The 25339-nt window shown below is 30.4% G+C and carries 21 protein-coding genes; 19 read left to right on the forward strand and 2 right to left on the reverse strand.

The window, feature by feature from the left end; all coding sequences use genetic code 11:
• Positions 1 to 128: 128 nt before the first annotated feature.
• Positions 129 to 1382 carry a 6-phosphofructokinase gene (locus JV173_RS00370; RefSeq protein ID WP_205734307.1) on the reverse strand — a complete coding sequence of 418 codons (1254 nt, stop codon included), beginning with the start codon at positions 1380 to 1382 and terminating at the stop codon, positions 129 to 131.
• A gap of 151 nt (positions 1383 to 1533) precedes the next feature.
• Between JV173_RS00370 and pfkA the strand changes: the two genes are divergently transcribed.
• From pfkA to JV173_RS00390, 4 genes are all read left to right on the forward strand, one after another.
• Positions 1534 to 2484, forward strand: coding sequence for a 6-phosphofructokinase (pfkA, locus tag JV173_RS00375; protein WP_205734308.1), 951 nt, complete (start codon positions 1534 to 1536; stop codon positions 2482 to 2484).
• 33 nt (positions 2485 to 2517) lie between these two features.
• Positions 2518 to 3870, forward strand: a complete 1353-nt coding sequence (pyk, locus tag JV173_RS00380; RefSeq protein ID WP_205734309.1) for a pyruvate kinase — start codon at positions 2518 to 2520, stop codon at positions 3868 to 3870.
• Positions 3871 to 4002: 132 nt separating this feature from the next.
• Entirely contained in the window at positions 4003 to 5460 is a 1458-nt protein-coding gene (locus tag JV173_RS00385) for a sugar transferase (protein WP_276208430.1), read from the forward strand.
• A gap of 33 nt (positions 5461 to 5493) precedes the next feature.
• Positions 5494 to 7359, forward strand: coding sequence for a polysaccharide biosynthesis protein (locus JV173_RS00390; RefSeq protein WP_205734311.1), 1866 nt, complete (start codon positions 5494 to 5496; stop codon positions 7357 to 7359).
• Between the two features lie 70 nt (positions 7360 to 7429).
• On the opposite strand, the gene JV173_RS00395 is transcribed toward JV173_RS00390, so the two are convergent.
• The gene (locus JV173_RS00395; RefSeq protein ID WP_205734312.1) at positions 7430 to 8341 is read right to left on the reverse strand and encodes an aldose epimerase family protein; all 912 of its coding nucleotides are present in this window, start codon (positions 8339 to 8341) and stop codon (positions 7430 to 7432) included.
• Between the two features lie 593 nt (positions 8342 to 8934).
• On the opposite strand from JV173_RS00395, the gene glnA reads away from it, so the two are divergent.
• The 15 genes from glnA to JV173_RS00470 all read left to right on the forward strand — a co-directional run bounded on the left by glnA (position 8935) and on the right by JV173_RS00470 (position 25339).
• Positions 8935 to 10272 carry a type I glutamate--ammonia ligase gene (glnA, locus tag JV173_RS00400; protein ID WP_205734313.1) on the forward strand — a complete coding sequence of 446 codons (1338 nt, stop codon included), beginning with the start codon at positions 8935 to 8937 and terminating at the stop codon, positions 10270 to 10272.
• A 73-nt stretch (positions 10273 to 10345) separates the two neighbouring features.
• Positions 10346 to 11482, forward strand: a complete 1137-nt coding sequence (locus tag JV173_RS00405; protein WP_205734314.1) for a nucleotidyltransferase domain-containing protein — start codon at positions 10346 to 10348, stop codon at positions 11480 to 11482.
• A 31-nt stretch (positions 11483 to 11513) separates the two neighbouring features.
• Positions 11514 to 13295, forward strand: a complete 1782-nt coding sequence (gene glmS, locus JV173_RS00410) for a glutamine--fructose-6-phosphate transaminase (isomerizing) (protein WP_205734315.1) — start codon at positions 11514 to 11516, stop codon at positions 13293 to 13295.
• Between the two features lie 94 nt (positions 13296 to 13389).
• Complete coding sequence (locus tag JV173_RS00415; protein WP_205734316.1) at positions 13390 to 14016, forward strand: winged helix-turn-helix domain-containing protein; 627 nt, start codon at positions 13390 to 13392, stop codon at positions 14014 to 14016.
• Between the two features lie 8 nt (positions 14017 to 14024).
• A complete protein-coding gene (locus JV173_RS00420; RefSeq protein ID WP_372433657.1) occupies positions 14025 to 14651 on the forward strand; it encodes a sugar transferase in 627 nt (208 codons plus the stop codon).
• 2 nt (positions 14652 to 14653) lie between these two features.
• Complete coding sequence (locus JV173_RS00425) at positions 14654 to 15517, forward strand: NAD-dependent epimerase/dehydratase family protein (RefSeq protein WP_205734318.1); 864 nt, start codon at positions 14654 to 14656, stop codon at positions 15515 to 15517.
• A complete protein-coding gene (locus JV173_RS00430) occupies positions 15514 to 16599 on the forward strand; it encodes a glycosyltransferase family 4 protein (RefSeq protein ID WP_205734319.1) in 1086 nt (361 codons plus the stop codon). Before JV173_RS00425 ends, JV173_RS00430 begins: the two co-directional genes overlap by 4 nt.
• 12 nt (positions 16600 to 16611) lie before the next feature.
• Positions 16612 to 17928, forward strand: a complete 1317-nt coding sequence (locus tag JV173_RS00435) for a nucleotide sugar dehydrogenase (RefSeq protein ID WP_205734320.1) — start codon at positions 16612 to 16614, stop codon at positions 17926 to 17928.
• 10 nt (positions 17929 to 17938) lie between these two features.
• Complete coding sequence (locus JV173_RS00440; protein ID WP_205735424.1) at positions 17939 to 18913, forward strand: SDR family oxidoreductase; 975 nt, start codon at positions 17939 to 17941, stop codon at positions 18911 to 18913.
• A 19-nt stretch (positions 18914 to 18932) separates the two neighbouring features.
• Complete coding sequence (locus JV173_RS00445; protein ID WP_205734321.1) at positions 18933 to 20051, forward strand: glycosyltransferase; 1119 nt, start codon at positions 18933 to 18935, stop codon at positions 20049 to 20051.
• Positions 20048 to 20947: a glycosyltransferase family 2 protein gene (locus JV173_RS00450; RefSeq protein WP_205734322.1), complete on the forward strand. Its 900-nt coding sequence runs from the start codon at positions 20048 to 20050 to the stop codon at positions 20945 to 20947. Before JV173_RS00445 ends, JV173_RS00450 begins: the two co-directional genes overlap by 4 nt.
• Positions 20937 to 22115, forward strand: a complete 1179-nt coding sequence (locus tag JV173_RS00455) for an O-antigen ligase family protein (RefSeq protein WP_205734323.1) — start codon at positions 20937 to 20939, stop codon at positions 22113 to 22115. Before JV173_RS00450 ends, JV173_RS00455 begins: the two co-directional genes overlap by 11 nt.
• Before the next feature lies 1 nt (position 22116).
• Complete coding sequence (locus JV173_RS00460; protein ID WP_205734324.1) at positions 22117 to 23235, forward strand: glycosyltransferase; 1119 nt, start codon at positions 22117 to 22119, stop codon at positions 23233 to 23235.
• The gene (locus JV173_RS00465) at positions 23228 to 24223 is read left to right on the forward strand and encodes a polysaccharide biosynthesis protein (RefSeq protein WP_205734325.1); all 996 of its coding nucleotides are present in this window, start codon (positions 23228 to 23230) and stop codon (positions 24221 to 24223) included. The genes JV173_RS00460 and JV173_RS00465 overlap by 8 nt, the downstream gene beginning before the upstream one ends.
• A gap of 6 nt (positions 24224 to 24229) precedes the next feature.
• Entirely contained in the window at positions 24230 to 25339 is a 1110-nt protein-coding gene (locus tag JV173_RS00470) for a capsular polysaccharide biosynthesis protein CapF (protein WP_205734326.1), read from the forward strand.

Below are 25339 nucleotides of genomic sequence, written 5' to 3' on the forward strand. Positions count from 1 at the left end.
CCTTTTTAATATTTATTTTGAAATTCAAAGTATTATCCAAAACTTATTATACTAGCAATTATTAAAAAAGGTTAGAAATAGAACTAGAGGTGAAAAAAAGATGCTATTGCTAGCATCTGATTTCAAAGTTATTTTTTAGCAACTAATACTTTCTTTAAACGAGCAAATCTTGGTAAGCCGTTTTCTTTTTGAAGTTTAGTTTCACCTTGGATTAAAGGTAATGCGTAATCAATATATTCTTGAGTTAAACCTTTACCATCAGGTAAGATCCATTCAAGTGGAACTTTACGTTCTGTATTCGCAACAATCTTTAATGGTAATAATGGGAACTTAGCTTTATATTTAGCTGAAGTCTCATCACGAACGATACCAACGAATTTATCAGTTGTACCAGCAACAGCTTTTTTAACTGCGATAGAACCGACTTTGAATGCTTCATCGATGTCTGTTTGTGAAGCTACGTGAGCAGCAGCACGTTGTAATAATGAGAATTCGATTGCACGTGTTTTAACGCCGAATTTTTCACCTACATGTTTAGCTAAGATAGAAGCAGTACCACCTAAGTTAGCATGACCGAAAGCATCTTTCTTGATTTCAGCTTCTAATTCAGGGATATATTTACCTTCTTTTGTTTTGATACCTTCTGAAACAACAACCATTACTGATTTACCAGTTTTTAATAAAGCACCAACTTGTTCGTAGAACTTGTCAATGTCAAATGCAACTTCTGGTAAGTAGATTAAGTCAGGTTGTACGCCACCAACTGAAGCAAGTTGAGCTGCAGCTGTTAACCAACCAGCATTTCTACCCATAACTTCAACGATAACGAATTGTTGAGTGTTATAGACAGTACCGTCTAAATATAATTCCATGATTGATGTTGCTACATATTTAGCAGCAGAACCATATCCTGGAGAGTGGTGGATACCGAATAGGTCATTGTCAATTGTTTTTGGAACCCCAACAACACGACATTCCCAACCAGATTTCTTCATGAATTTAGAAATCTTTAAGCATGTATCCATTGAGTCATTTCCACCATTATAGAAGAAATAACGAATGTTATATTTCTTGAAAACTTCAAGTAATCTGTTGTAATCAGTTGCATCTTTGTTTACGTCTTTTAATTTATAACGTACAGAACCGATTGCAGAAGATGGTGTATATTTTAATCTTTCTAATTCAGCTGGATCTTCTTGTCTAATATCAAAGAAATCTTCATCTAAAATCCCTTTAATACCGTGTTTCGCTCCATAAATTTCTGTGATTTCTTCATGCTTTAGGGCTTCTAAAAAGACACCTGCAGCTGAAGCATTGATTACAGAAGTTGGACCGCCTGATTGACCAAGTAGAGCAGCACCTACTAATTTAGCTTTAGCCATTTTAAAGTACCTCAACTTTCTTATTTGCACCTACTAATTTATCACACTAATTACATATTTGCAAACACTTGTATTTTAATTTTGATTTTATTTTATTTATATAAATAATCATGTTATAATATGTTAGTCGTGAAGGGAAGTGACGAGTTTAATGAGGATAGCTGTATTGACCTCTGGAGGAGATGCTCCAGGGATGAATGCTGCCATAAGAGCGGTAGTAAGAAACGGCATCGAGCAAGGACATGAAGTTTTTGGCATCTGGGATGGATACCGTGGACTACTCGAAGACCGATTCTTTCAATTAACATCTAAAGATGTTTCGGGGATGCTATCAGTAGGGGGAACAATGTTGGGTACTTCAAGAGTACCTGAATTTAAAGAAGTACCAGTTCAAATGGTTGCTTATGATAATTTAAAGAATCGTGGGATAGATGCTTTAATTGTTATAGGTGGAGATGGTTCATATCGTGGTGCACTTGCACTACATGAACTTGGTTTCCAAACCGTTGGAATTCCAGGTACAATTGATAATGACGTTTATGGAACGGATTATACAATCGGATTTCATACCGCATTAAATACCATTGTGGATGCAATCGACAAATTGCGCGATACATCCAGTTCACATCGCCGTTGTTCTATAATTGAGGTGATGGGAAGAACATCAGGGGATCTTGCACTTTATGCAGGAATCTGTGGTGGTGCCGAGTTCATCATCACACCAGAAAACCCACTCAACAAAGAACAACTTATTAAAACTCTGAAAAAGCACCATGAAGAAGGCAGAAGACACGCGATTATTGTTGTAACAGAACAACAATTTGATGTACACAAATTAGCTGCAGAAATCACTATTCGTAGTGGATTCTCATCAAGAGCTACTGTGCTTGGTTATATCCAACGCGGTGGTTCACCAGTTCCAGCCGATCGTATTCTAGCATCACGTATGGGAGCTTATGCAGTGGAAAAAGTTATGGAAGGATTAAGTGGTGTCTGTGTTGGTGTAAGAAATGATGAATTAATTACGTCACCATTATCAGAAATCATTAATCATCCAAAAGAACGTGCAGAATTGTACGATTTAGTAAGAAAAATTAAATAAGACTATTTAGAGGAATAGAAAGGTATTCAATAAATGAAAAAGACAAAAATTATTTGTACACTAGGTCCAGTGTCAGAAAATAAAGAAATGATGACTAAGCTTATTAAAGCTGGTATGAATGTTGCGCGTTTTAACTTCTCACATGGTGATTATGAAGAACATGGTGGACGTTTAAAAACTTTAAGAGAAATCAATGCTGAATTAGGTACTTTTGTAGCAGCAATGCTAGATACAAAAGGTCCTGAAATCAGAACACATGAATTCGATGGTAAAGTTGAAATCGCTAAAGGTAGTGAAGTTAGAATTACTTTCACTCCAGTATTAGGTAATGCTTCTAAATTCTCAGTTTCATATCCGGGTTTATTTGATGATATGAAAGTTGGCGAAGTTGTTACTGTTGATGATGGTTACTTAACTTTAGAAGTTGTTGCTAAAGATGAAGCAGCTCATGAATTAGTAACTGTTGCTAAAAACACACATACAGTTAAATCACGTCGTGGTGTAAACGTTCCAAACGTTGTATTAAATATGCCATTCATTTCTGAAAAAGATCGTTCAGATATTGAATTCGCTGCTAAGATGGGTTATGACTTTGTTGCAGCATCATTCGTACGTCGTGCTGATGATGTTAGACAAATCCGTGAAATTTTAGATAACGCTGGTGGCCAACGTGTTCAAATCATCGCTAAGATTGAAAACCAAGAAGGTGTTGACAACTTAGATGAAATCATCGACATCGTAGATGGTATCATGGTTGCTCGTGGTGACTTAGGTATCGAAGTTGCTAACGAATTAGTACCTTTATATCAAACAGAAATGATCGACAAATGTTTAGCTGCTGGTAAAGTTGTTATCGTTGCGACTCAAATGTTAGAATCAATGCAAAAAAATCCAAGACCTACTCGTGCTGAAGTTTCAGACGTATTCAATGCAGTACGTGAAGGAACACACGCAACAATGTTATCTGGTGAATCAGCTGCTGGTGATTATCCATTCGAAGCTGTTTCAACAATGGCTAGAATTGATGCTAAAGCTGAAGAAGTTGTTGATTACGAAGTATTCTTAGATGCATTCTATAAAGGTGAATCAAATGTTGAAGCACTTGCTCATTCAGCTGCTAAATTAGTTTTAGACTATGAAGTTGATGCAATTTTAGCAGACGGTCTTGAAGCTGCTCGTGCTTTATCTAAGTTCCACACTAAAGTTCCTGTAATTGCAATTGTTGCAAATGCGGATGAAGCAAGAAGTCTTGCAATTAACTTCGGTGTATATCCAGTATTAAACATGGATGCTGCAAATGACTTAATCGAAGCTTGGGGCATTGAAGAAGGACAATTCGTCTTATCAGTTTCTAAAGACTCAACGCGTTTATTACAAGTAAAATAATTAATACTTAATTAAGGCTACCAACTTTAGGTAGCCTTTTTACTTGTCAGGTAACCCAAATAGAGTATAATCATATATAATATAATTACTACTGATAGATAGAGGTAAGTAATCTTGAAAAGATTTAAACAAATGTGGAACGGGTCATTCGTTAGGTTTATTGAGTATGGCCTGGATATTTTCGTCATGATATTTAGTTTGTTCTCAGCAATTCAAATCCACCACTTTTTTGAGTATGGATATTACTTTGGTTGGGATCATATTATAGGAATGTATTGGAACATTTATTGGCCATTCTTACTCATGTATGTCATTGTTACATTAATGATGTTAAAGATCTATAATGCAACACTGATCAATAATTCATTTAAGAATGCACTTGCAAATACAATGCTTGCACTTGTATTTATGAATGTACCACTTGTACTTTATAACTTTATTCGATTTGATAACTTTATATTTGAATCACCTTGGTATTTACTTGTAGTTGTTGCAATAGAGATTTTCTTATACTTTATATATAAGTTCTTATTCTATAAACTCTTACTTGTAAAAGACAAACAATATTCTTTAATGATTGGTCTTAAAGAAGAGATTGATTTATTAGCATCTAAATTCTTAATGGCTAAACAACCGAATCGTATTCTTAAATATTTGCTTTATGCAAATACATTGGACGATGTTGATGAATCAATATATGAACTCATAGATGAAGTTGATTCAGTATATATTTCTGAAAATTTAAATATCAAAGTTAAAGAAAAAATCTTGGATTATGCAGCATATAAAAACTATAAAGAAGTTTACGTTATCCCAAGAAAATACGACATTTTATTACTTGATTCTACATATGAAGCAATTGATGATACGGTCATTCTGCATAATCGAAATATGCATTTATCGATTGAAATGCGTTTTGTTAAAAGAACAATTGATTTAATTGTTTCAACCATTGGTTTATTGGTTGCAGCACCATTTATGATATTGGTCGCATTAATTGTAAAACTACAAGATGGTGGTCCTGTATTTTACAAACAAGAACGTTTTAAACGTAACAATCAACCGTTTTATATTTTAAAATTTAGATCGATGACACATAAACAAACCAAGGAACAAGAACAAACACTCGCAACTAGAAACGACTCCCGCATTACACCTTTTGGTAAGTTTATTCGAGCAACAAGATTAGATGAATTACCACAGTTAATTAATGTCTTTGTAGGGGATATGAGTCTTGTAGGACCTCGTCCTTATATGAAGAGTGTTGTTGATGAGGCAACAGAAGCAAATCCTGATTTCATTTATAGAAGTAATGTTAAACCGGGTATCACAGGTCTATCACATATCTTTGGTCGATATGATACAACACCTGAAGAACGTCTACGTTGGGATTTACTTTATGTTCGTAAATGTAGTTTATGGATGGATATTAAAATCATATTCTATACAATTTTAATTATCTTTAATAAAGATGCAGGGCTTGGCCGTGCAAAAGAATTAACTTTTGAAGAACTTCTTTCAGAAAAAGGCAAAAAGTTAGAAAGAAAAAACAATTGTCAATATGAGGTTTTCGAAGTTTTAGAAAAATAATGCTTTCGTTGAAGTGTTTGGGGAGAAAGAAGCATGAAACCTATTAAGTTTAAATCACTCATTGGAATATATAAATATATGTTCTTTGATGCAATCTCAATTATCTTAAGTTATTTACTCACGATGTGGATGTTTAACATCATGGGTATTAATTTCACATATGATGGCTTACTTTTAGCACTTGCTTTCATTGTGCCATCTAAAATTGTTATTTATGCTTTAGTTGGTATTTATCGAATTTTAACAAGACACACTGGATTTGAAGATATTATTAGAATTGTTGGTGCTGTCATATTTACAAACCTGGTAATCATTTTATTTATTTTCTTAGCAAATTCATCATTTATGAGTGAATCTGCATATCTATTTATTACATTAATTGAAATCACATTGATGATTTTCCCTAGAATTTTAAGAAGATTAAGAAGAGTACTTGCTTATCAATTTAAGTGGTTAAAATCAATTGGTTCTAGAACATTAATTATTGGTGCAGGTTCAGCTGGTGAACTTGTTATTAAAGAAATATATAAGAATAAAGACTTAAATAACATTCCTACAGCATTTGTTGATGACAACAAAGATAAAATTGGTAAGAAGTTGATGGGTGTAGATATTGTTGGTACATTAGATGATATTCCAGATGTCGTTCGTAAGTATCACATTGAAGAAGCAATTCTTGCAATTAAAGAATTACCAAAAGATAAACAAACTAAAATTATTAATGAACTTGTTAATATGCATATTAAAGTTAAAAGATTAAATATCTTAGAAGAATATGCAGAAAATCAAAAACCGGCTTTAGTTGATATTAAAGTTGAAGACCTTTTAGATCGTGAAGTCATTCATTTAGATAATGAAGGTATTGAAGCATTTATTAAAGATGAAGTTGTCTTAGTTACTGGTGGTGGTGGCTCGATTGGTAGTGAACTATGTCGACAAATATTTGCACTGCAACCTAAAAAGTTAGTCATCTTTGATATCTATGAAAACAATGCGTACGATATTCAAATGGAGTTATTACGCAAGAGTCAAAAAGATCACAACATTAAATATCCAGAACTTGATGTAAGAATTGGTTCTGTCTACAACAAGACACGTTTAGAAGAAATCTTTAAACAATTCAAACCAACAGTCGTGTTCCATGCTGCAGCTTATAAACATGTACCTTTAATGGAAGATAGTGCAGTTGAAGCGATTCGTACAAATGTACTTGGCACGTATAATGCTGCATTACTTTCAGATAAATACAATGTTAAAAAGTTTGTCTTGGTATCTAGTGATAAAGCAGTTAGACCAACTAACGTTATGGGAGCAACCAAACGTTTTGCTGAACTTATTATTCAACATCAACAACAAAATTCAAAAACAGTATTCTCTGCTGTAAGATTTGGTAATGTTTTAGGTTCAAATGGCTCTGTTATACCATTATTTAAGAAACAAATTGCAGATGGTGGTCCAGTTACGGTAACTCATAAAGATATAACAAGATATTTTATGACAATCCCAGAAGCGGTAAGTCTCATCTTACAATGTGGTGTCTATGCAAAACGTGGTGAACTCTTCGTTCTTGATATGGGTGAACCTGTTAAGATCTATGAACTTGCTAAGAAAATGATTAAACTTGCAGGATTCCAACCAGATGTTGATATTATGATTGAAGTTGTTGGTTTAAGACCTGGTGAGAAACTTTATGAAGAATTACTTGTAGATGATAAAACTCAAAATTTAGCTCAAACTGATAATAAGAAAATCTTTACTGAAACAGTTGATAATAAACTACCATCCATTGATAATTTTGAGGCATTAATTGAAAATTTAGAATGTCTAGACAATAATGAAATTAAAAAGAAAATTAGTGAGTTTATTGATACGTATCAAATAAATGGTAATGGTCATTAATATATGAAATGAAGGCACATCTTGCGGTGTGCTTTTTCTTCATAAAAAAAGTAACTCGAGAACGAGTTACTTAAAATTCAAAGATATAATCTGTGTAAAAATTATAAGGTTCTCCTGGTTTTAAAACAGGCAATCCTTTTTGACTCTTTTGACATTCAATCGCAACACTGCTAAATTTAGCACCTTTATCAGCAACTGAAAGGTTTGTTTTACTTGGTGCATTCTGAGTAAAAACAACCATTGTTTCATAATTAGATCTCACCTTTAAAGTGATATCATTTGCAGAAAGGTGAAGTAAATCAACATTTTCACTTTCACTATAATAAATATCATCTAAATGATTTTGATCATCAACAACAATATTTCTTGGTGTTGTAAAATCTTTGAATGTACCTTTTACATCAATGATTTTATTGAATACATTTGAACCATCTGCACGAATCGCAGTTTTTGTTGAATGTATATAGAGTTTATGATTTTCTATTGTTTTTTCTCCACTTAAATTAAAGTATGGATGAACAGTTAAGTTACATAAGGTCTCTTTATCTGTTGATGCTTCATGAGTAACTTTTAAAGTGGCACCATTCACAATCTCATATGTGACTTTAATATCCATATTGCCGTAGTAATCATTTATAAGGTCTAAAGATTTATACGTGAATTCTAATTTAGTATCACTTATTTTGTTGGTTTCAAATATTTGGAATAAAATACCTTTAGGTCCGCCATGTTTGATGGAATCTCCTTCAAACTTAACGTATTTTCTAGTTTCTTCAGTATTTGGTAAGAATCCAGCTGTACGTCCAATCGTTCTACCATAAGAGGTATTAATCAAGAAATCATCATCTGTTCTTGGTCTTGACATAACTGGTACTAACTTACCATCTTTTTTTAAATAGATTTGAACCATGGATGCACCTAAATCAGTGAGTTCAACCTTCATTTTTTCAGTTTCTAATTGATAGATATTTAATTTATACATAATTGTTCTTCCTTTTTAAGTCTGAATAGTCATCATCAAATTCATCATAACATAATAAATTTAAGTTCGTTTAAAATAGTCAAACTATGTCAAGAATTTTCATTATAATAATTTTTTTAATAATCTATCATAAAACGCTTCCATTAAATAAAAAAAATTGCTATAATCATATTCATGAGGCTGTTAAACTAACTTTATAGAAAGAAAACTTAGGGTATTTAGGAATTATTTTGTTTTTATTTACAGCCAGATTTAAAGAAAAATTCATAACGGTTTTACTTGTAACTACATAACATAAGTAAAGGTCACTTTATGACCTTTATTAGACACCTTTTGATTAAGCATTTATCTCTTATGTGTAGTAACCCTCTATTAGGTCCCGCCAGTTGGTAATCCCCTTCCATCTGGCGGGTGTTTTTATTAAATAATGAAAAAATACCAAATGAATAGATTTCAGCCTATTTAAGCACTTAAATTACACTCTTTATTCAGTTCATACGACAAAACTTTCAGAAATTGAAAAAAATATTCATATAATTTGACATGGAATGAATTTTCTTATAAAATCAAGCACATAAATGTGGAGGAAACATATGGCAAAGTACACAAAAGAAGATATTTTTAAAAGTATTGAAGAGCATAATGTCAAATATATCCGTTTAATGTTTACAGATATGTTAGGTATTATAAAGAATGTTGAAGTTCCTGCTTCAAAGATTGAAAAAGTCTTAGATAACCAGCAGATGTTTGATGGTTCATCTATCGAAGGCTTTGTTAGAATTCAGGAAGCCGATATGTATTTATATCCAGATTTAAACACTTGGTTAATTCTTCCTTGGGAACCAGTTAAGGAAGGTTCAGTTGCAAGATTAATCTGTGATGTTTACAGACCTGATAAAACACCATTCCCTGGAGATCCAAGACAAATTTTAAAGAAACAGTTAAAAGAAATGGAAAAATTAGGTTTCTCTAAATTCAATGTTGGTGTTGAACCTGAATTCTTCTTATTTAAATTAGATGAAAATGGATCCATTGGAATTAACTTTACAGATGAAGGTGGCTATTTTGATTTAGCACCAGTTGATGCAAGTGAAGACGTCCGTCGAGATATTGCACTTGAACTTCAAAAATTAGGATTTGTTATTGAAGCAAGCCACCATGAGGTTGCTTATTCTCAACATGAGATAAATTTCCAATTTGATAATGCATTAGAAGCTTGTGATAATATTCAAACATTTAAATTAGTTGTTAAAAACGTTACTCGTCGTCATGGATACCATGCAACATTTATGGCTAAACCAGTTACTGGTATTAATGGTTCAGGTATGCATACGAATACCTCACTTGCTGATAAAGAAGGTAACAATGCATTCTATGATAAAGATGCTAAAAATGGTTTAAGTGAAGTTGCAACACATTTCATTGGTGGTATCTTAACCCATGCAAGAGAATTTTGTTTAATTACCAATCCAACTGTTAACTCATACAAACGTTTAGTACCAGGTTATGAAGCACCTTGCTATGTATCTTGGAGTGAAGCAAACCGTTCAACAATGATTCGTATTCCTGCAAGTCGTGGTAAATCTACACGTGTTGAAGTAAGATCTGTTGACCCAACTGCAAATCCATATCTTGCAATGTCAGCAATTCTTGCTTCAGGTTTAGATGGTATTAAAAATGGTTTATTTGTTAAACCAGTAGAAAAGAACCTTTTTGCACTAGATGAAGAAGGTAGACGTGCACTTGGCGTTTCTAATTTACCTGCTAACTTAAAAGAAGCAATTGATGCATTCCAAGCATCAGACTTTATGAAAGATGTCATTGGCTCTCATCTAGCTGAAAAAATGATTACAGCTAAAAATAAGGAATGGGATAGTTATCGTATTTATGTCTCACCTTGGGAATTGAAAGAATATCTTAAGAAGTATTAACAAACTTCTTAATCCATTTGTTATCCTAATTTAGGTATAATAAAGATAAATACTTTACTAGAATGGATGAACTATGGATAATAAACAAATTACCTTCCAACTAATTGAAGCAGCCTTTAAAGGTGATAAAGTTAAATTTGAATCAGAAGATGAAAAAGGCTTATTAAAACTACTGTTTGAAAATGGATTAATTGGGTTAGTATTTAATTCAGTAGATAAGGCGAGTTTTAAAGATCAAAACCTTTACAAAAGAATGCGTGAAATTCATGCATCTTTCATCGCAAAAGATATTCAACAAACTGAAATCATTAACCAAATAAAGCATGCCTTCAATGAAGCAAAAATAGATCATATCTTTTTAAAAGGTGCGCACCTTAAATCCATGTATCCAATGAGCTATATGCGTGGAATGGGAGATATTGATTTACTTGTTAGGGAAAGAGATTTTGAAGATGCTAAAAATATGATGCAAAGATTAGGGTACATTTTTAAATCTGCAGAATCTCATCACCATGTTTATGAAACTTTAGATGGAAATTCAATTGAACTACATCAAAGCCTTGCAAGTTACCTTGAACCAGAATTCAAATCCTTACTGCAACAAGCATGGGATTTCATCATTCAAGGTGATTCTTTTACAAAACAGTTAGAACCTGAATTTGAATATCTACATTTACTCATCCATTTAGTTAGACATATCAGAACATCTGGGGTTGGTATTAGAAGCGTTCTCGATTTGGAGGTCTTTGCTAAATATCAGACATTAGAAACTGAAAAATTATTCAATCTTTTAAGTTTAACGAGTTTAATTGAGTTTAATGATAAAGTTAACCATTTAAATCAGATATTTATGCATAGTATTCATATGAATGAATCTGATCAAGAAGTTGTTGACTATATCATTCATGCAGGTATTCATGGTAATGGCACTGAACATGACCGTTATTTAACAAAACGCACTTATCAAAAAACAAAACAGAAAAAAGGGCGTATCAGATATCTACTTGGTGAAATATTTCCTAGTAGAGACCGTTTAAAAGAAGGTTATCCATATTTAAAAAAACACTCTTGGTTATTACCTTGGGCTTGGTTTGTCAGAATATTAAAACAGCTCTTTAAACCTAAAAATACGATTAAACGCATCGAATCTGTTTCTAGTGATAAAAACATGGATAAGGTGGAACGTATTTATACGTATTTAGGTTTATAGACTAAATACACTATAAAGGGGAATCCATATTATGTGTGGAATAGTGGGTTATATTGGACGTTCAAACGCAAGAGAAATCATTGTAACAGGTCTTGAAAGACTTGAGTATCGTGGTTATGACTCTGCTGGTTTAACGGTCTTTAATGATAAAAAAAATACGTTCGATATTTTTAAAGATATCGGACGTGTTTCTATTTTGAAGGAAACAACAAAACAAGTTTTATCTAGAGTTGGAATTGGCCATACAAGATGGGCAACTCATGGTAAAGTTACTGCACTGAATGCACATCCACATACATCAAGTAGTGGTCGTTTTATTATTGTTCATAATGGTGTCATTGAAAACTTCCAACAATTAAAAGATCAATATTTGAAACTTGCAAGTTTTAAGAGTGACACTGATACTGAAGTTGTTGCACATTTAATTGAAGGATTTGCATCCTATATGACAGTAGAAAATGCAATTCTAACGACATTAAAATTATTACATGGTTCGTATGCACTTTTAATTGTTGACCAACAAGATCCAGATACAATTTATGCTGCTAAAAATAAACCACCACTTTTGGTCGGTGTATCAGAAGATGGCGTAACAATCACATCGGATGTCTTAGCACTTGCAGGTGTTTCAAAGAATTATCATGTGATGGAAGATAAAACTTTTGTAGTAGCAAAGAAAGATGAAGTCAAACTCTATAATTATGACCATGAAGCACTTGAACTGAATTGGCAAAAGGTTAATGTTGATGTGACACAAACAGAAAAAGGCAACTTTGATCATTTTATGTTAAAAGAAATCAATGAACAACCAGGTGTCATTAGAAGAATTATCTCAGAATACTTTACAGGTTATAAATCTAATATTGATTCTAGATTGTTAAAGACAATCAAAGAATCTGAAAGAATTTATATACTTGCAGCAGGTACATCGATGCATGCTGGATTAATTGGTAAATATTTCTTTGAGAAATTAGCAGGTAAACCAGTTGAGGTACATATTGCAAGTGAGTTCGCATATCATATGCCATTATTAGTATCTAAACCATTTTTTATTCTGATTTCTCAAAGTGGTGAGACAGCTGATTTAAGAGCATGTCTTTTAAAACTAAAACAATTCAAATATCAAACTTTAACTGTAACAAATGTCATTACATCAACTCTTGCAAGAGAAGCAGATTTCAAATTGGAAATCTTTGCAGGACCAGAAATTGCAGTTGCATCAACAAAAGCATATATTGCACAAATGGCAGTTTTAGCACTTATTGCATACGAACTATCTGCAAAGTTGTTTGATATCAAAATGGAACTTGCTAAGGTTGCACAAGCAATAGAAAATTTCTTATTCGATCCAACGCCAATTAAAGCATTAGTTGAAAAAGTATTTATTAAAGAACATGCATTTTATATTGGTAGAGGTATGGATTATGCCCTAGCACTTGAAGGTGCATTAAAGCTGAAAGAGATCTCTTATATTCATACAGAAGGATTTGCAGCAGGTGAACTTAAACATGGTACGATTGCACTGATTGAAGAAGGTACTCCTGTAGTTGCAATTATTTCTGAAGAAGAAATGAATATGAACACACGATCTAACCTTCATGAAGTTAAATCTCGTGGTGCAGTTTCGATTATTATTACAATGGACTCACTCAAACAAAAAGGTGATGACATCATATTGGATGACGTATATCCAATACTTGCACCACTTTTGATGATTGTACCAACTCAAATGATTGCATACTTTGCAGCACTTGATCGTGGATACGACATTGATAAACCTAGAAACTTAGCTAAAAGTGTTACCGTGGAATAAGAAATTTTGCATATCAAACCATATTACTTGTAATATGTTGTTTGGTATGTCATAATGGAATTGTTCGATAATCAAACGAACAAAAGAGGTAACTATGGACAGCAATCATTATTTCTTAAAACCAACACCCCTTTTAAAAGAATATCAATTACTTGATTTAATTGCTAAAAACTCCGATATAACTCAAAGAGAACTCAGTCGCAATTTAAATGTGGCTCTTTCGATGATTAATGAGTATTTAGATAAAGCTGAACAAAACGGATATATTAGTAAAAACTATAAATCAAGTAAAGATGTTGAATACCACATCACAAACCAGGGGAAAGATAGAATTAAATTACTTAACATTAGATATTTAAAAAGTGCGTTAGATGTTTATACATCGGCAAGAGGAGAAGTTTCTCAATTCCTTCATAGAGTTATTAATGAAGGATTTAAGAAAATTATCCTTTATGGAGCAGGGGACGTTACAGATATCTTGCTTCAAACATTAAATTACGATAAATCATTAAATTTAGAGATTGTCGCAATTGTTGACGACAACAAATCTAAACAAAATACAAAAATGTATGGTATTGAAATCTTACCAACATCAGAACTAACAAAACTTAAACATGACGGGGTGTTGGTTTCAAGTTATCTACACCACGATAAGATTTTAGAACACCTAAAATCATTAAATTATGATCAATCTAAAATTATTCACTTTTTTAAGGACTAAAGCATATGATATTTAAGATATTTAAACGCATAATGGATACTTTATTAGCACTGATTGGATTGATTGTTTTATCTCCAGTTTTTTTAGTTTTAATTATCTTAATCAAGTTAGATTCAAGAGGTCCAATTCTTTTCAAACAAAAAAGAGTTGGTAAAAATAAAAAGCATTTTAATATTCTTAAATTTAGAACAATGAGAATAGATACACCGAAGGATACACCAACACATATGTTAGAAAATCCAGAACAATGGATTACTAAATTAGGTAAATTCATGAGAAAAACAAGTTTAGATGAATTACCTCAAATTATTAATATCTTAAAAGGTGATATGAGTATTGTTGGACCAAGACCTGCATTATGGAATCAATTTGATTTAATTGAAGAACGTGACAAATATGGTGCAAACGATATTTATCCAGGTTTAACTGGATACGCTCAAATTAAAGGTAGAGATGAATTAGAAATAGTAGATAAAGCAAAACTAGATGGTTATTATGTTTCTCATATGGGGTTATGGTTAGATATCAAAGTGTTTTTTGGAACAATCTTCAGCGTACTTAAATCAGATGGTGTCGTTGAAGGTGGTACTGGTACAAAAGTAAAAAGAGAAAAGAAAGAGAAGAAAGTAGAGTAAGTATGAAACGTATATTAATTACGGGTGCAAATTCATATGTTGGAACGAATGTTGAAAAATGGTTATTAAAAGAACCGGATAAATATTTGGTTAAAACATTAGATATGAAAGATCCTAATTGGATTAATCTTGGCTTTTCTAGATATGATGTTGTATATCATGTTGCTGGAATTGCACATGTTTCATCTAAAAAGAGTATGGAACCACTCTATTTTAAAGTTAATCGTGATTTAGCGATTGAAACAGCTAACAAAGCTAAAGTATCAGGCGTAAAGCAGTTTATTTTCATGAGTAGCATGATTATTTATGGAAAAGATAATAAAATCGGTGATTTTAGACATGTAGATATTAATAAGTATGCACCAATTAATGCTTATGGACAAAGTAAATTAGAAACAGATCTTTCAATTCAAAAAATGCAAGATGAGAACTTTAAAGTTGTCATCATTCGTACCCCTGTCGTATATGGTCCAGGTAGTAAAGGTAATTTTCCTAAACTTCAAAAGTTAGCATTAAAAGCATTTTTATTTCCAAACATTAAAAATCAAAGAAGTATGATTTATATCGATAACTTAGCTGAATTGATTAAACAAGTAATTTACCGAGATTTAAATGGTATTTTCTACCCACAAAATGACGAGTATTTATCGACATTAGCAATACTTGAAACAACAAGATTATTAGAAAATAAAAAACTTAGAAAAACAAGAATTTTTAATTGGTTGATCAAATGTAAGGGTTTCTTCATACCGTTTATTAATAAAGTTTTTGGTAATAAAACTTATAATCTCGAAATTTCAAATTACGATTTCAACTATAGAGTTGTTAAGACTGAACAAAGCATTAGAATGTCGAGGGTATCATGAAAAAAGTTCTTATATTGGTGAATCACGATATTGCAATTTATAATTCTAGAAAAGAATTGGTAGAAGAATTACTAAAACAAAACTATGAGGTATATATTTCATCTCCATATGGAACAAGAATTGATAAACTTGTTGAGATGGGGGCTAAATTCATTGAAACTAGTATCGATAGAAGAGGTATAAATCCTCTAAACGATTTTAAGTTAATTAGACATTATAAAAAAATCATGAAAGATATAAAGCCAGATGTTATATTAACTTATACGATTAAACCTAATATTTATGGTGGAATTGCTGCAAAATCATTAAAAATTCCATATATTGCAAATATCACAGGTCTGGGTTCAGGATTTTCAAAACCAGGACCAATCAAAATGATAAGTACATTTTTGTATAAATATGCTCTAAAAAAATCAAAGTATGTATATTTCCAAAATAGGCAAAATCTAGATTTTTTTAAGAAGAATAAAATTATTCAGGATAATGCAATACTTTTACCTGGATCTGGTGTCAATTTAGAAGAGTTTCAATTTATTCAAAAAGATTTTAAAGGTGAACGACAAATTGCATTCGTTGGAAGATTAATGAAGGAAAAAGGAATTAATGAGTATTTAGATGCAGTCGAAACTTTAATGAAAAAGCTTGATAACATAAAATTCCATATATTTGGAATGATGGAAGATGATATTAGTAATAAAATTGAATATTTAATTAGTAAAAACTTTATTAATTATCATGGGTTAGTTATGGATATGAATGAAGTGTATAAAAAGATTGATATAATTGTGCTGCCATCATATCATGAGGGACTATCAAATGTATTGTTAGAAGGCGCAGCATCCGGTATTCCTTTAATTGCAAGTGATATCCCTGGATGTAGAGAAATTATAGAGGATGGTTCAAATGGATATTTAATACAACCCAAAAATCGGGATGATCTAATTTATAAATTAGAAAAAATGATTTTAAATGATTCAGAAAAAATGAAGGATTTTGCTATTAAAGGTCGATTAATTGTAGAAGAAAAATTCGATAGAAATACAGTTACTGAGAGTTATTTAAAAAACATAAAAAAAATTTGAAGAGAGATTAAAATGAATTTATACGAAAAAATAGTAAAGAAAGAAGAAAAACTGTCATTAGTAGGTTTAGGATACGTAGGTTTACCAATCGCAATTGCATTTGCAAAGAAAATAGATGTTATTGGCTTTGATATAAGCAAAGATAAAATCGAAATGTACAAAAATGGTATTGATCCAACTAAAGAAGTTGGCTACGAAGCAGTAAAAAATAGTACTGTCTTATTTACTTCCAATGAAGAAGATTTAAAAAAAGCAAAATTTCATATTGTTGCAGTTCCTACCCCAGTTAATGATGATAAAACCCCAGACCTTAAACCGGTAATTTCAGCAAGTAAAACAGTTGGTAGAAATTTAACAAAAGGATCATACGTTGTTTTCGAATCTACTGTTTATCCTGGAGTTACTGAAGAAATTTGTATTCCAATTTTAGAACAAATGTCTGGACTAAAAGCTGGAACTGATTTCAAAGTGGGTTATTCTCCAGAACGAATCAATCCAGGAGACAAATTGCATACACTAGAATCGATTGTTAAAGTAGCTTCTGGTATGGATGAAGAATCTACTGAAATCATTGCTAAAATTTATGAGTTAGTGGTTAAAGCTGGTGTTTATCGTGCTGAATCAATTAAAGTTGCTGAAGCAGCAAAAGTAATTGAAAATGCACAAAGAGATATAAATATTGCTTTTATGAATGAATTATCCATTATATTCAATAAGTTAAATATCGATACAAAAGCCGTGTTAAATGCAGCTAAAACCAAATGGAATTTCTTGAACTTTTCCCCTGGTTTAGTGGGGGGCCATTGTATTGGTGTTGATCCATATTATTTAACATACAGAGCACAACAAGTTGGATATCATCCTGAAATCATACTTGCAGGTAGAAGACTAAACGATAATATGGGCAAATATGTCGTTGAAAATACTATTAAACAAATGATAAAAGCAAACATTGCAATAAAAGGTGCAAAAGTTGCTATTTTAGGCTTTACATTCAAAGAAAATTGTCCAGACACAAGAAATACTAGAGTAATTGATATTTACAACGAATTGTTAGAGTATGATATTAAACCATTAATTGTTGATCCACAAGCTGATAAAGAAGAAGCATTACATGAATATGGATTGAAATTTAATGAGATGTCAGAGATTAAAAATATGGATGTAATTATTCTTGCGGTATCACACAAGGAATTCTTAGAATTGATGATGAGTGACTTTACAAATTTCTTTGCAAAAAGTCCAATTAATTCAGTAATTATCGATGTCAAATCAATTCTTGATAAAAAAGCATATTTGGATGCAGGATTTAATTACTTCAGATTATAAAGGAAATATTATGTTAACAAGAAAATACAATTTTGAGAAAGATGCACTTTTTGTTATTACTGGTGGTGCAGGATTCATTGGTTCGAATTTAAGTGAAGCATTAGTCAATATGGGTTATAGAGTTCGCGTTTTAGATGATCTTTCAAATGGAAATATTCATAATTTGCACTCAATAGCTAACAACCCTTTATTTGAATTTATAAAAGGGGATATTCGTAATTATGATACATGTTTAAAAATAACAAAAGATGCTACATATGTTTTGCACCAAGCTGCATGGGGAAGTGTTCCTCGAAGTATAGAAATGCCTCAATTATATGAGGAGATTAATATTAAAGGTACACTTAATATGTTGGAAGCAAGTAGAGTGAACAAAGTTAAAAGATTTGTTTATGCTTCAAGTTCCTCAGTATATGGTGATGAACCTAATTTACCTAAATATGAAGGAAGAGAGGGAAAACTCTTATCACCTTATGCTCTAACAAAACGAGTTAATGAAGAATATGCTCGATTATATTGGGAACTATATCAATTACCAACAATTGGACTAAGATATTTTAATGTATTTGGTAGAAAGCAAAATCCAGATGGACAATATGCTGCTGTGGTACCTAAATTTATTAAAACATTAATGAAGGGACAAAAACCAATAATCTATGGTGACGGGCAACAAAGTAGAGATTTTACTTATATTGAAAATGTAATTGAAGCAAATTTAAAGTCATGTTTAGCTAACCAAGATGCATTCGGAAAGGCTTTTAACATAGCATTTGGCTCAAGAATCACTTTAATTGAAATGTATAATATTATTTCACAGAAGCTTAATAAAACAATTGAACCTTTTTTTACGCAAGAAAGAAGGGGAGACATTAGGCATAGTTTAGCTGACATTTCTGCTGCTAAACAACTTTTGAAATATGACCCACAATATGACTTTTTAAAAGGTATTACCGAATCGATTGATTGGTATTTAAATAATTTATAAGAAAAAAGGAAGGACATTTATGCGAGGAACAATAATCTATGCAGGAGGATTTGAGCTGCCAGATAAAAATGCAGCCGCTCATAGAGTTATAGCAAATGCGAAAATTTTAAAAAAAATTGGTTACAATGTTGTATTTGTTTCTCCAAAAAATGAAATAACTGATAACAAAAACCTGGTTTTTAGTGAAATTCTTGGATTCGAGGCTTGGGAATATCCAAAAGCAAAAGGAAAGTTAGGCATTATACGGAAAAACTTTGAATATAAATATTTATTAGAAACTGTAAAAAAATATAATGATATAACAGCAATTATTTTATATAATTACCCATCATTTGGGTTGTTTAATGTCAGAAGATATTCGAAGAAAAAAGATATTAAATTAATCGGAGACATAACTGAATGGTATCAACCATTAAATCCATTTGTCAAACTTGATTCATTTTTAAGAATGAGATATTTAAACAAAAAAATGGATGGTTTAATATGTATTTCAACTTATTTAACGAAACACTATAAAAAAAATATTTCCAATATTATAACAGTTCCACCATTAATAGATAAAAATGATCAAAAATGGAATGAATTATCAAGACATATTAAAAAAAGTAATGATAACAAAATACATTTAATTTATGCTGGATCACCAGGAAGAAAAGATAAAATAAAATTAATTATTGAATCAATAGAAGGTTTCAATAACTTAGAATTGTCTGTAATTGGGTTGAATAAGAAGGATATTAAATCAACAATTCCAAACAATGTAACATTTCATGGTAGATTATCTCATAGTGAAAGTTTAGTAAAACTTAAGTATTCTGATTTTTCAATTTTTATAAGAGAAGTTAATAAAGTTAGCAAAGCTGGATTTCCTACAAAATTTGTTGAATCAATTTCCATGGGAATTCCTGTTATAACAAATAATACAAGTGATTTATTGGATTATTTTGAAGATGATATTGGTTACTTAATTCCCAATTATTCAAAAAAGGAATTAATAAAAATATTTGAAACAATTGATTCTAATGGTATCGAGATCAGTAAAAAAATGAAGTCAATTTTAATTGAAAAAAAAGACTCATTTGACATTTGCAAGTATGAAGAAAAATTCATTGATTTTGTGAAGGGGTTATGTATATGAATGAATATAGTTATAAATTATCAATTGTATATATAACTTGTAATCGTGTTGATGAATTAATGACTTCAATTATTTCAGTAACAAAAAATACTTCAGTTTTATTCGAAATAGTTCTTGTAGATAATGGTTCAACTGATTTAACTGAGAATACTTTTATATCATACTGTGAAGAAAATAGAATTCCATTTAAATATCATAAATTAGACCAAAATACTGGTGTAAGTTATGCACGTAATATTGGATATAAATTAGCAGAAGGAGAAATACTATTTTTTATAGATGATGATGCAAAAATTACAAAAGACAATCATTCTCTAGATGACATAGTATCGAAATTCAACCAAGATAAATCCCTCTTTGCTGCAACAGGAATATCTATAGATCAAAGATTTGGTGGTGTTTTCCCATTTAAATTATCAAATAATCAAAATAAACCGTATAAAAAGATTCAAAATTATGTAGGATTTAATCATTTTGTTAGGAATAAATTCAACAAGAAAGATTACTTATATCCTGATAATTTATTTTATGGATCTGAAGAATTATATGTGAGTTTTACAATACTAAAACTTAATGGTTACATTGGATATTTTGAAAATCATGAAGTAACGCATTATCCTAGTATGAATACAAGAATTTCAAGAAAAGATGCAAAAATGAATGGTCATATTAATACATTTGTAATAAAATCATATTTCATTCATTGGTCATTTAGATTAATTTCATACATATTATTTTTATTAAGAATTCTAAGATTTTCAAAATTTAATATTTTTAAAACATTCAAAATGCTTAAAATAAAGAGAACTCGATACAATAAGAAATTTATAAATAGATTATCATTCAAACAAACTTTACATGCAATTAAAGAATATGGAGTACTTAATGTATTATAAAAATCTAAAAATATCACTAGAATCAATAGCGATTACAATTTTAATATTTATCGCACCATTCATGAGGTTGGTAATTTTTGATCGAGGTATTATTTTTTTAAGTTTATTTTTAGTCATACCGATCTATTTAATCGGAATATTTAAAAAATTAAGTACTAAATTAATCAAACTAGATATCTTTAGATTTCTGATATTTATTTTTATCCTTTACCTAATTTTCTCAAGAGTATATTATTATGGAGCGGATGTAACTTTTTTTGATTTTGATGAAATAAAGTCACTATTGGTAGGATTGCTTTTATTTACATTTATACCAAATCAAAAAGAATTAAATTTATATTTTATTGCTTCTGTAATTTCAGCCATTATAATGGTATTCCTATATATACTTAGTTCTGAATACTACTTAGGAGGTGTGAGATTATACGTATTTTTAAATGAAGTTCCATTAGATCCAAATATGACTGCAGCAACTTTTTTTCTTCCGGTTATTTACTTGATTTCAATAGCGTCTGAAAAGAAAAATTGGTTTTTTAAAATTGCTACTTATGCACTAATTTTATTAAATATTTACTATACCATTTTAAGTGGTTCTCGTGGAGGATTATTTACAATTCTTGCATTAATATTTGGTACATTATTTTTCATTTATTACAAAAGAAATAAGATATTACAATTCTTCATTGTTTCTGGAATTATTTCAATTGCTCTAATCTTGATAGCATTAGGATTAGACTCTAACTTGCTATTGAGATTTAACTTATCATTTATTATTGAAACCGGTGGTTCTGGGCGTACAGAAATATGGATAACTCAAATTGAGGAATTCTTTAAAAATACATCTATTTTTAACGCACTCTTTGGTTATGGTCAATACTCATCAATATATTACTTAGAAATTGCAGCACATAATATATTAATTGAATATTTATGGGAAATTGGTTTAATTGGGTTAATTTATTACCTGATTCTAGTTATATACTTAATTGTCAAATCTTTAAAAAATAGGTCTTATAAAACTTTTGTTTTATTAATGGGTGTTTTGATGTGGTCTTCAACCATTTCGACAAATAATCAAGTTGTTTATTGGGTATTGTTATATATTTGCTATTCAAATCTTAAGGTTGATACTATTATTAATACAAAACTTATCAAAGAAGGTGCTTAATGTGAAAATTTTATATGTTATACCTGTAACCGGAAATGGTGGCATAGAAAAATTAGTGATAAATTGGGCAAAATTTTTTCTGTTACAAGGTCATGAAATTGAAATTTTAAGTTTCAATAAAGGTATCAATAATGAATTTTCAGATTTTAAAGTGTATTTTTTAGAAGATATAAAATCCAGAGGAAAATCTATTAGAGAAAAATTAAGTTTATTTTTCAGAGATAACCAATTTGATATTGTCCACTCACATGTCAACTTAAATAATGGAGTTGTGGCTAAAACACTTTTTAATTCAAAACACACAAAAGTTATTTCTCATTCACATACAGATACATACAGTAAATTTAATAGTGTTGCATCAAAAATATATCATATGTTCATTTACAAATGGTATAAAAAATATATTGTAAAATATAGTGATATGTTGATAAGCTGTAGTATCAAGTCAGGGTTGTTTATGTTTGGAACCAAAACGAATTTTGAGATTCTATACAATGCTGTTGACACAAAAAAATTTATCTTTGATTCAAAATCCAGAAGTAAAATCCGCAATAAATTAAGTATTTCAGAAAATGAAAAAGTAATTATACACATTGGTCGATATAATGATCAAAAAAATCATAATTTCTTAATTCAAGTGTTTAAAAAATTATTAGATGAGCATCCAAAGATTAAGATGATATTAATCGGTGATGGTGAAAATTTCATAGATATACAATTTAAAATAAAACAGTACAAATTAATGGATAATATAATCTTAATTAAAGAAACTAATGAAATTAATGAATATTTATCAGCATCAGATTTATTTATACTACCTTCTAAATTTGAAGGATTTCCAATCTCTATAATTGAAGCACAAATTAATGGATTAGATTGTATTATTTCTACAAATATCACGAGTGAAGTTGTAATAAATGAAAACGTATTTTCATTGAAACTAAATCAATCAATTGATGAATGGTGTAAACTTATAAGTAAAGTACTATACAATGAAGCAATTGAAACTAAGCGAATTAATCATAGTAATATTGTCTCAAATGAAAAATTTGACTTAAATTATCAGATAGAGGCTTTGTACAAAATCTATAATAGATTGGAGAATCAAAATAATGTTTAAAAATAAAATCATTTTAGTAACTGGTGGTACCGGATCTTTTGGTAACTCAGTAGTTAGTCGATTTTTATCAACAGACGTAAAGGAAATTAGAATTTTATCTCGTGATGAAAAGAAACAAGAAGACATGAGAAAATTCTATACAAATGATAAATTAAAATTTTATATTGGTGATGTCAGAGAATACAACTCTATTGAAGGTGCTTTTATTGGTGTTGACTACGTTTTCCATGCAGCAGCATTAAAACAAGTGCCATCTTGTGAATTCTATCCGATGGAAGCTGTTAAAACAAATGTTATTGGATCAGATAATGTAATTACAGCTTGTGTGAAGAACAAAGTTAAAAAAGCTATTTTCTTATCAACCGATAAAGCAGCATATCCAATTAATGCTATGGGTATGAGTAAAGCAATGATGGAAAAGAATGTTATTGCAAGATCTCGTCAATTAACTGATGGTGATACAGTACTATGCTTAACACGATATGGTAATGTTATGGCTTCTCGTGGTTCTGTGATTCCTTTATTCTTAGATCAAATTGCTGCAAATAAACCAATTACAATTACAAATCCTGAAATGACACGTTTCATGATGACATTAGAGGATGCAGTAGATTTAGTTTTATATGCTTACGAAAATGGGAACCAAGGTGACCTGTTTGTTCAAAAAGCACCAGCAGCAACAATCGACGTGTTAGCTAAAGCAGTTCTTGATTTAAAAGGTTCAAAAACAGAACCAGTTTATATTGGAACTCGTCACGGTGAAAAACTGTATGAAGTTTTAGTTACAGAAGAAGAAATGGTTAAAGCTGAAGATTTAGGTGATTTCTTTAGAATTCCTGCTGATAACAGAAATTTAAATTACGATAAATTTGTTGACAAAGGTTCTAAAAAACTTCAACAAGTTGAATCATATCATTCACACAATACAGCAAGACTTGATGTAGAGGGTATGAAAAAACTTCTTAAGAAATTAGATTTATTTAAGTAGGTATTTATGAAAATTTTAGTAACTGGAGCCAAGGGTTTCATAGGAAAAAACTTAATTGTTGAACTAAAAAATCATGGTTACAAAGATATTTTTGAATATGATATGGATTCAACACTAGAGGAACTAGAAACATATGCAAAAGAATGTGAGTTTGTTTTTCATCTGGCAGGTGTTAATCGTCCAAAAGAGGAAAAAGAATTTGTTGAAGGTAACTATGGATTTACTTCAACCTTATTAGAACAGTTAAAAAAATTCAAAAATAAAAGCACAATTGTACTTTCATCATCAATACAAGCAGCACTTGAAAACCCATATGGTATAAGTAAGAAAATGGGTGAAGAGTTACTCTTTAATTATGGAAAAGATACTGGTGCAAAAGTATTGGTTTATCGTTTTGCAAATGTATTTGGTAAATGGTGCAGACCGAACTACAATAGTGCAGTTGCAACATTCTCCTATAATATAGCAAGAGATTTACCAATTACAGTTAACAACAGAGATGTTGAATTAAACTTAATTTATATTGATGATTTGGTTTCTGAACTCATTAGAAGTTTAAAAGGTGAAGAAAATAGAAAAGATGATTATTGTTATGTTGAACCAGTTCATAAAGTAACACTCGGAAAGATTGTTGATTTACTGTATTCTTTTAAAGAATCACGTATGAATAGACAAATACCAAATACCGAAGATCCATTTATTAAGAAGTTATATTCAAACTATTTAAGCTATTTACCAACTGATCAATTTAGTTATGATTTAAAAATGAATATTGACCATCGCGGATCATTTACTGAATTCATTAAGTCTCCAGACCGAGGTCAAGTTTCAATAAACATTTCTAAACCTGGAATTATTAAAGGTAATCACTGGCATCATACTAAAAATGAGAAGTTTTTAGTAGTCAGTGGAAAAGGGGTTATCCGATTTAGAAAAGTTGATGAAACTGAAGTGATTGAATATTTTGTTAGTGGTGAAAAATTACAAGTTGTAGATATTCCACCTGGATATACACATAATATTGAAAATTTAGGTGACACTGATATGGTTACAGTAATGTGGGCAAATGAAAAATTTGACCCAGAAAAACCAGATACTTATTTTGTGGAGGTTTAA

The organism is Acholeplasma equirhinis, from assembly GCF_017052655.1.
Classification (GTDB): domain Bacteria; phylum Bacillota_I; class Bacilli_A; order Acholeplasmatales; family Acholeplasmataceae; genus Acholeplasma; species Acholeplasma equirhinis.

Excerpts from the sequence above, each read along its gene's own strand:
- pyk (WP_205734309.1), top strand. The coding sequence starts at position 2,518 with ATGAAAAAGACAAAAATTATTTGTACACTAGGTCCAGTGTCAGAAAAT.
- JV173_RS00445 (WP_205734321.1), top strand. The coding sequence starts at position 18,933 with ATGCGAGGAACAATAATCTATGCAGGAGGATTTGAGCTGCCAGATAAA.
- JV173_RS00440 (WP_205735424.1), top strand. The coding sequence starts at position 17,939 with ATGTTAACAAGAAAATACAATTTTGAGAAAGATGCACTTTTTGTTATT.
- JV173_RS00370 (WP_205734307.1), bottom strand. The coding sequence starts at position 1,382 with ATGGCTAAAGCTAAATTAGTAGGTGCTGCTCTACTTGGTCAATCAGGC.
- JV173_RS00405 (WP_205734314.1), top strand. The coding sequence starts at position 10,346 with ATGGATAATAAACAAATTACCTTCCAACTAATTGAAGCAGCCTTTAAA.
- JV173_RS00415 (WP_205734316.1), top strand. The coding sequence starts at position 13,390 with ATGGACAGCAATCATTATTTCTTAAAACCAACACCCCTTTTAAAAGAA.
- JV173_RS00470 (WP_205734326.1), top strand. The coding sequence starts at position 24,230 with ATGAAAATTTTAGTAACTGGAGCCAAGGGTTTCATAGGAAAAAACTTA.
- JV173_RS00430 (WP_205734319.1), top strand. The coding sequence starts at position 15,514 with ATGAAAAAAGTTCTTATATTGGTGAATCACGATATTGCAATTTATAAT.
- JV173_RS00435 (WP_205734320.1), top strand. The coding sequence starts at position 16,612 with ATGAATTTATACGAAAAAATAGTAAAGAAAGAAGAAAAACTGTCATTA.
- glmS (WP_205734315.1), top strand. The coding sequence starts at position 11,514 with ATGTGTGGAATAGTGGGTTATATTGGACGTTCAAACGCAAGAGAAATC.
- glnA (WP_205734313.1), top strand. The coding sequence starts at position 8,935 with ATGGCAAAGTACACAAAAGAAGATATTTTTAAAAGTATTGAAGAGCAT.
- JV173_RS00425 (WP_205734318.1), top strand. The coding sequence starts at position 14,654 with ATGAAACGTATATTAATTACGGGTGCAAATTCATATGTTGGAACGAAT.
- JV173_RS00455 (WP_205734323.1), top strand. The coding sequence starts at position 20,937 with ATGTATTATAAAAATCTAAAAATATCACTAGAATCAATAGCGATTACA.
- JV173_RS00450 (WP_205734322.1), top strand. The coding sequence starts at position 20,048 with ATGAATGAATATAGTTATAAATTATCAATTGTATATATAACTTGTAAT.
- JV173_RS00390 (WP_205734311.1), top strand. The coding sequence starts at position 5,494 with ATGAAACCTATTAAGTTTAAATCACTCATTGGAATATATAAATATATG.
- JV173_RS00385 (WP_276208430.1), top strand. The coding sequence starts at position 4,003 with ATGTGGAACGGGTCATTCGTTAGGTTTATTGAGTATGGCCTGGATATT.
- JV173_RS00465 (WP_205734325.1), top strand. The coding sequence starts at position 23,228 with ATGTTTAAAAATAAAATCATTTTAGTAACTGGTGGTACCGGATCTTTT.
- JV173_RS00395 (WP_205734312.1), bottom strand. The coding sequence starts at position 8,341 with ATGTATAAATTAAATATCTATCAATTAGAAACTGAAAAAATGAAGGTT.
- pfkA (WP_205734308.1), top strand. The coding sequence starts at position 1,534 with ATGAGGATAGCTGTATTGACCTCTGGAGGAGATGCTCCAGGGATGAAT.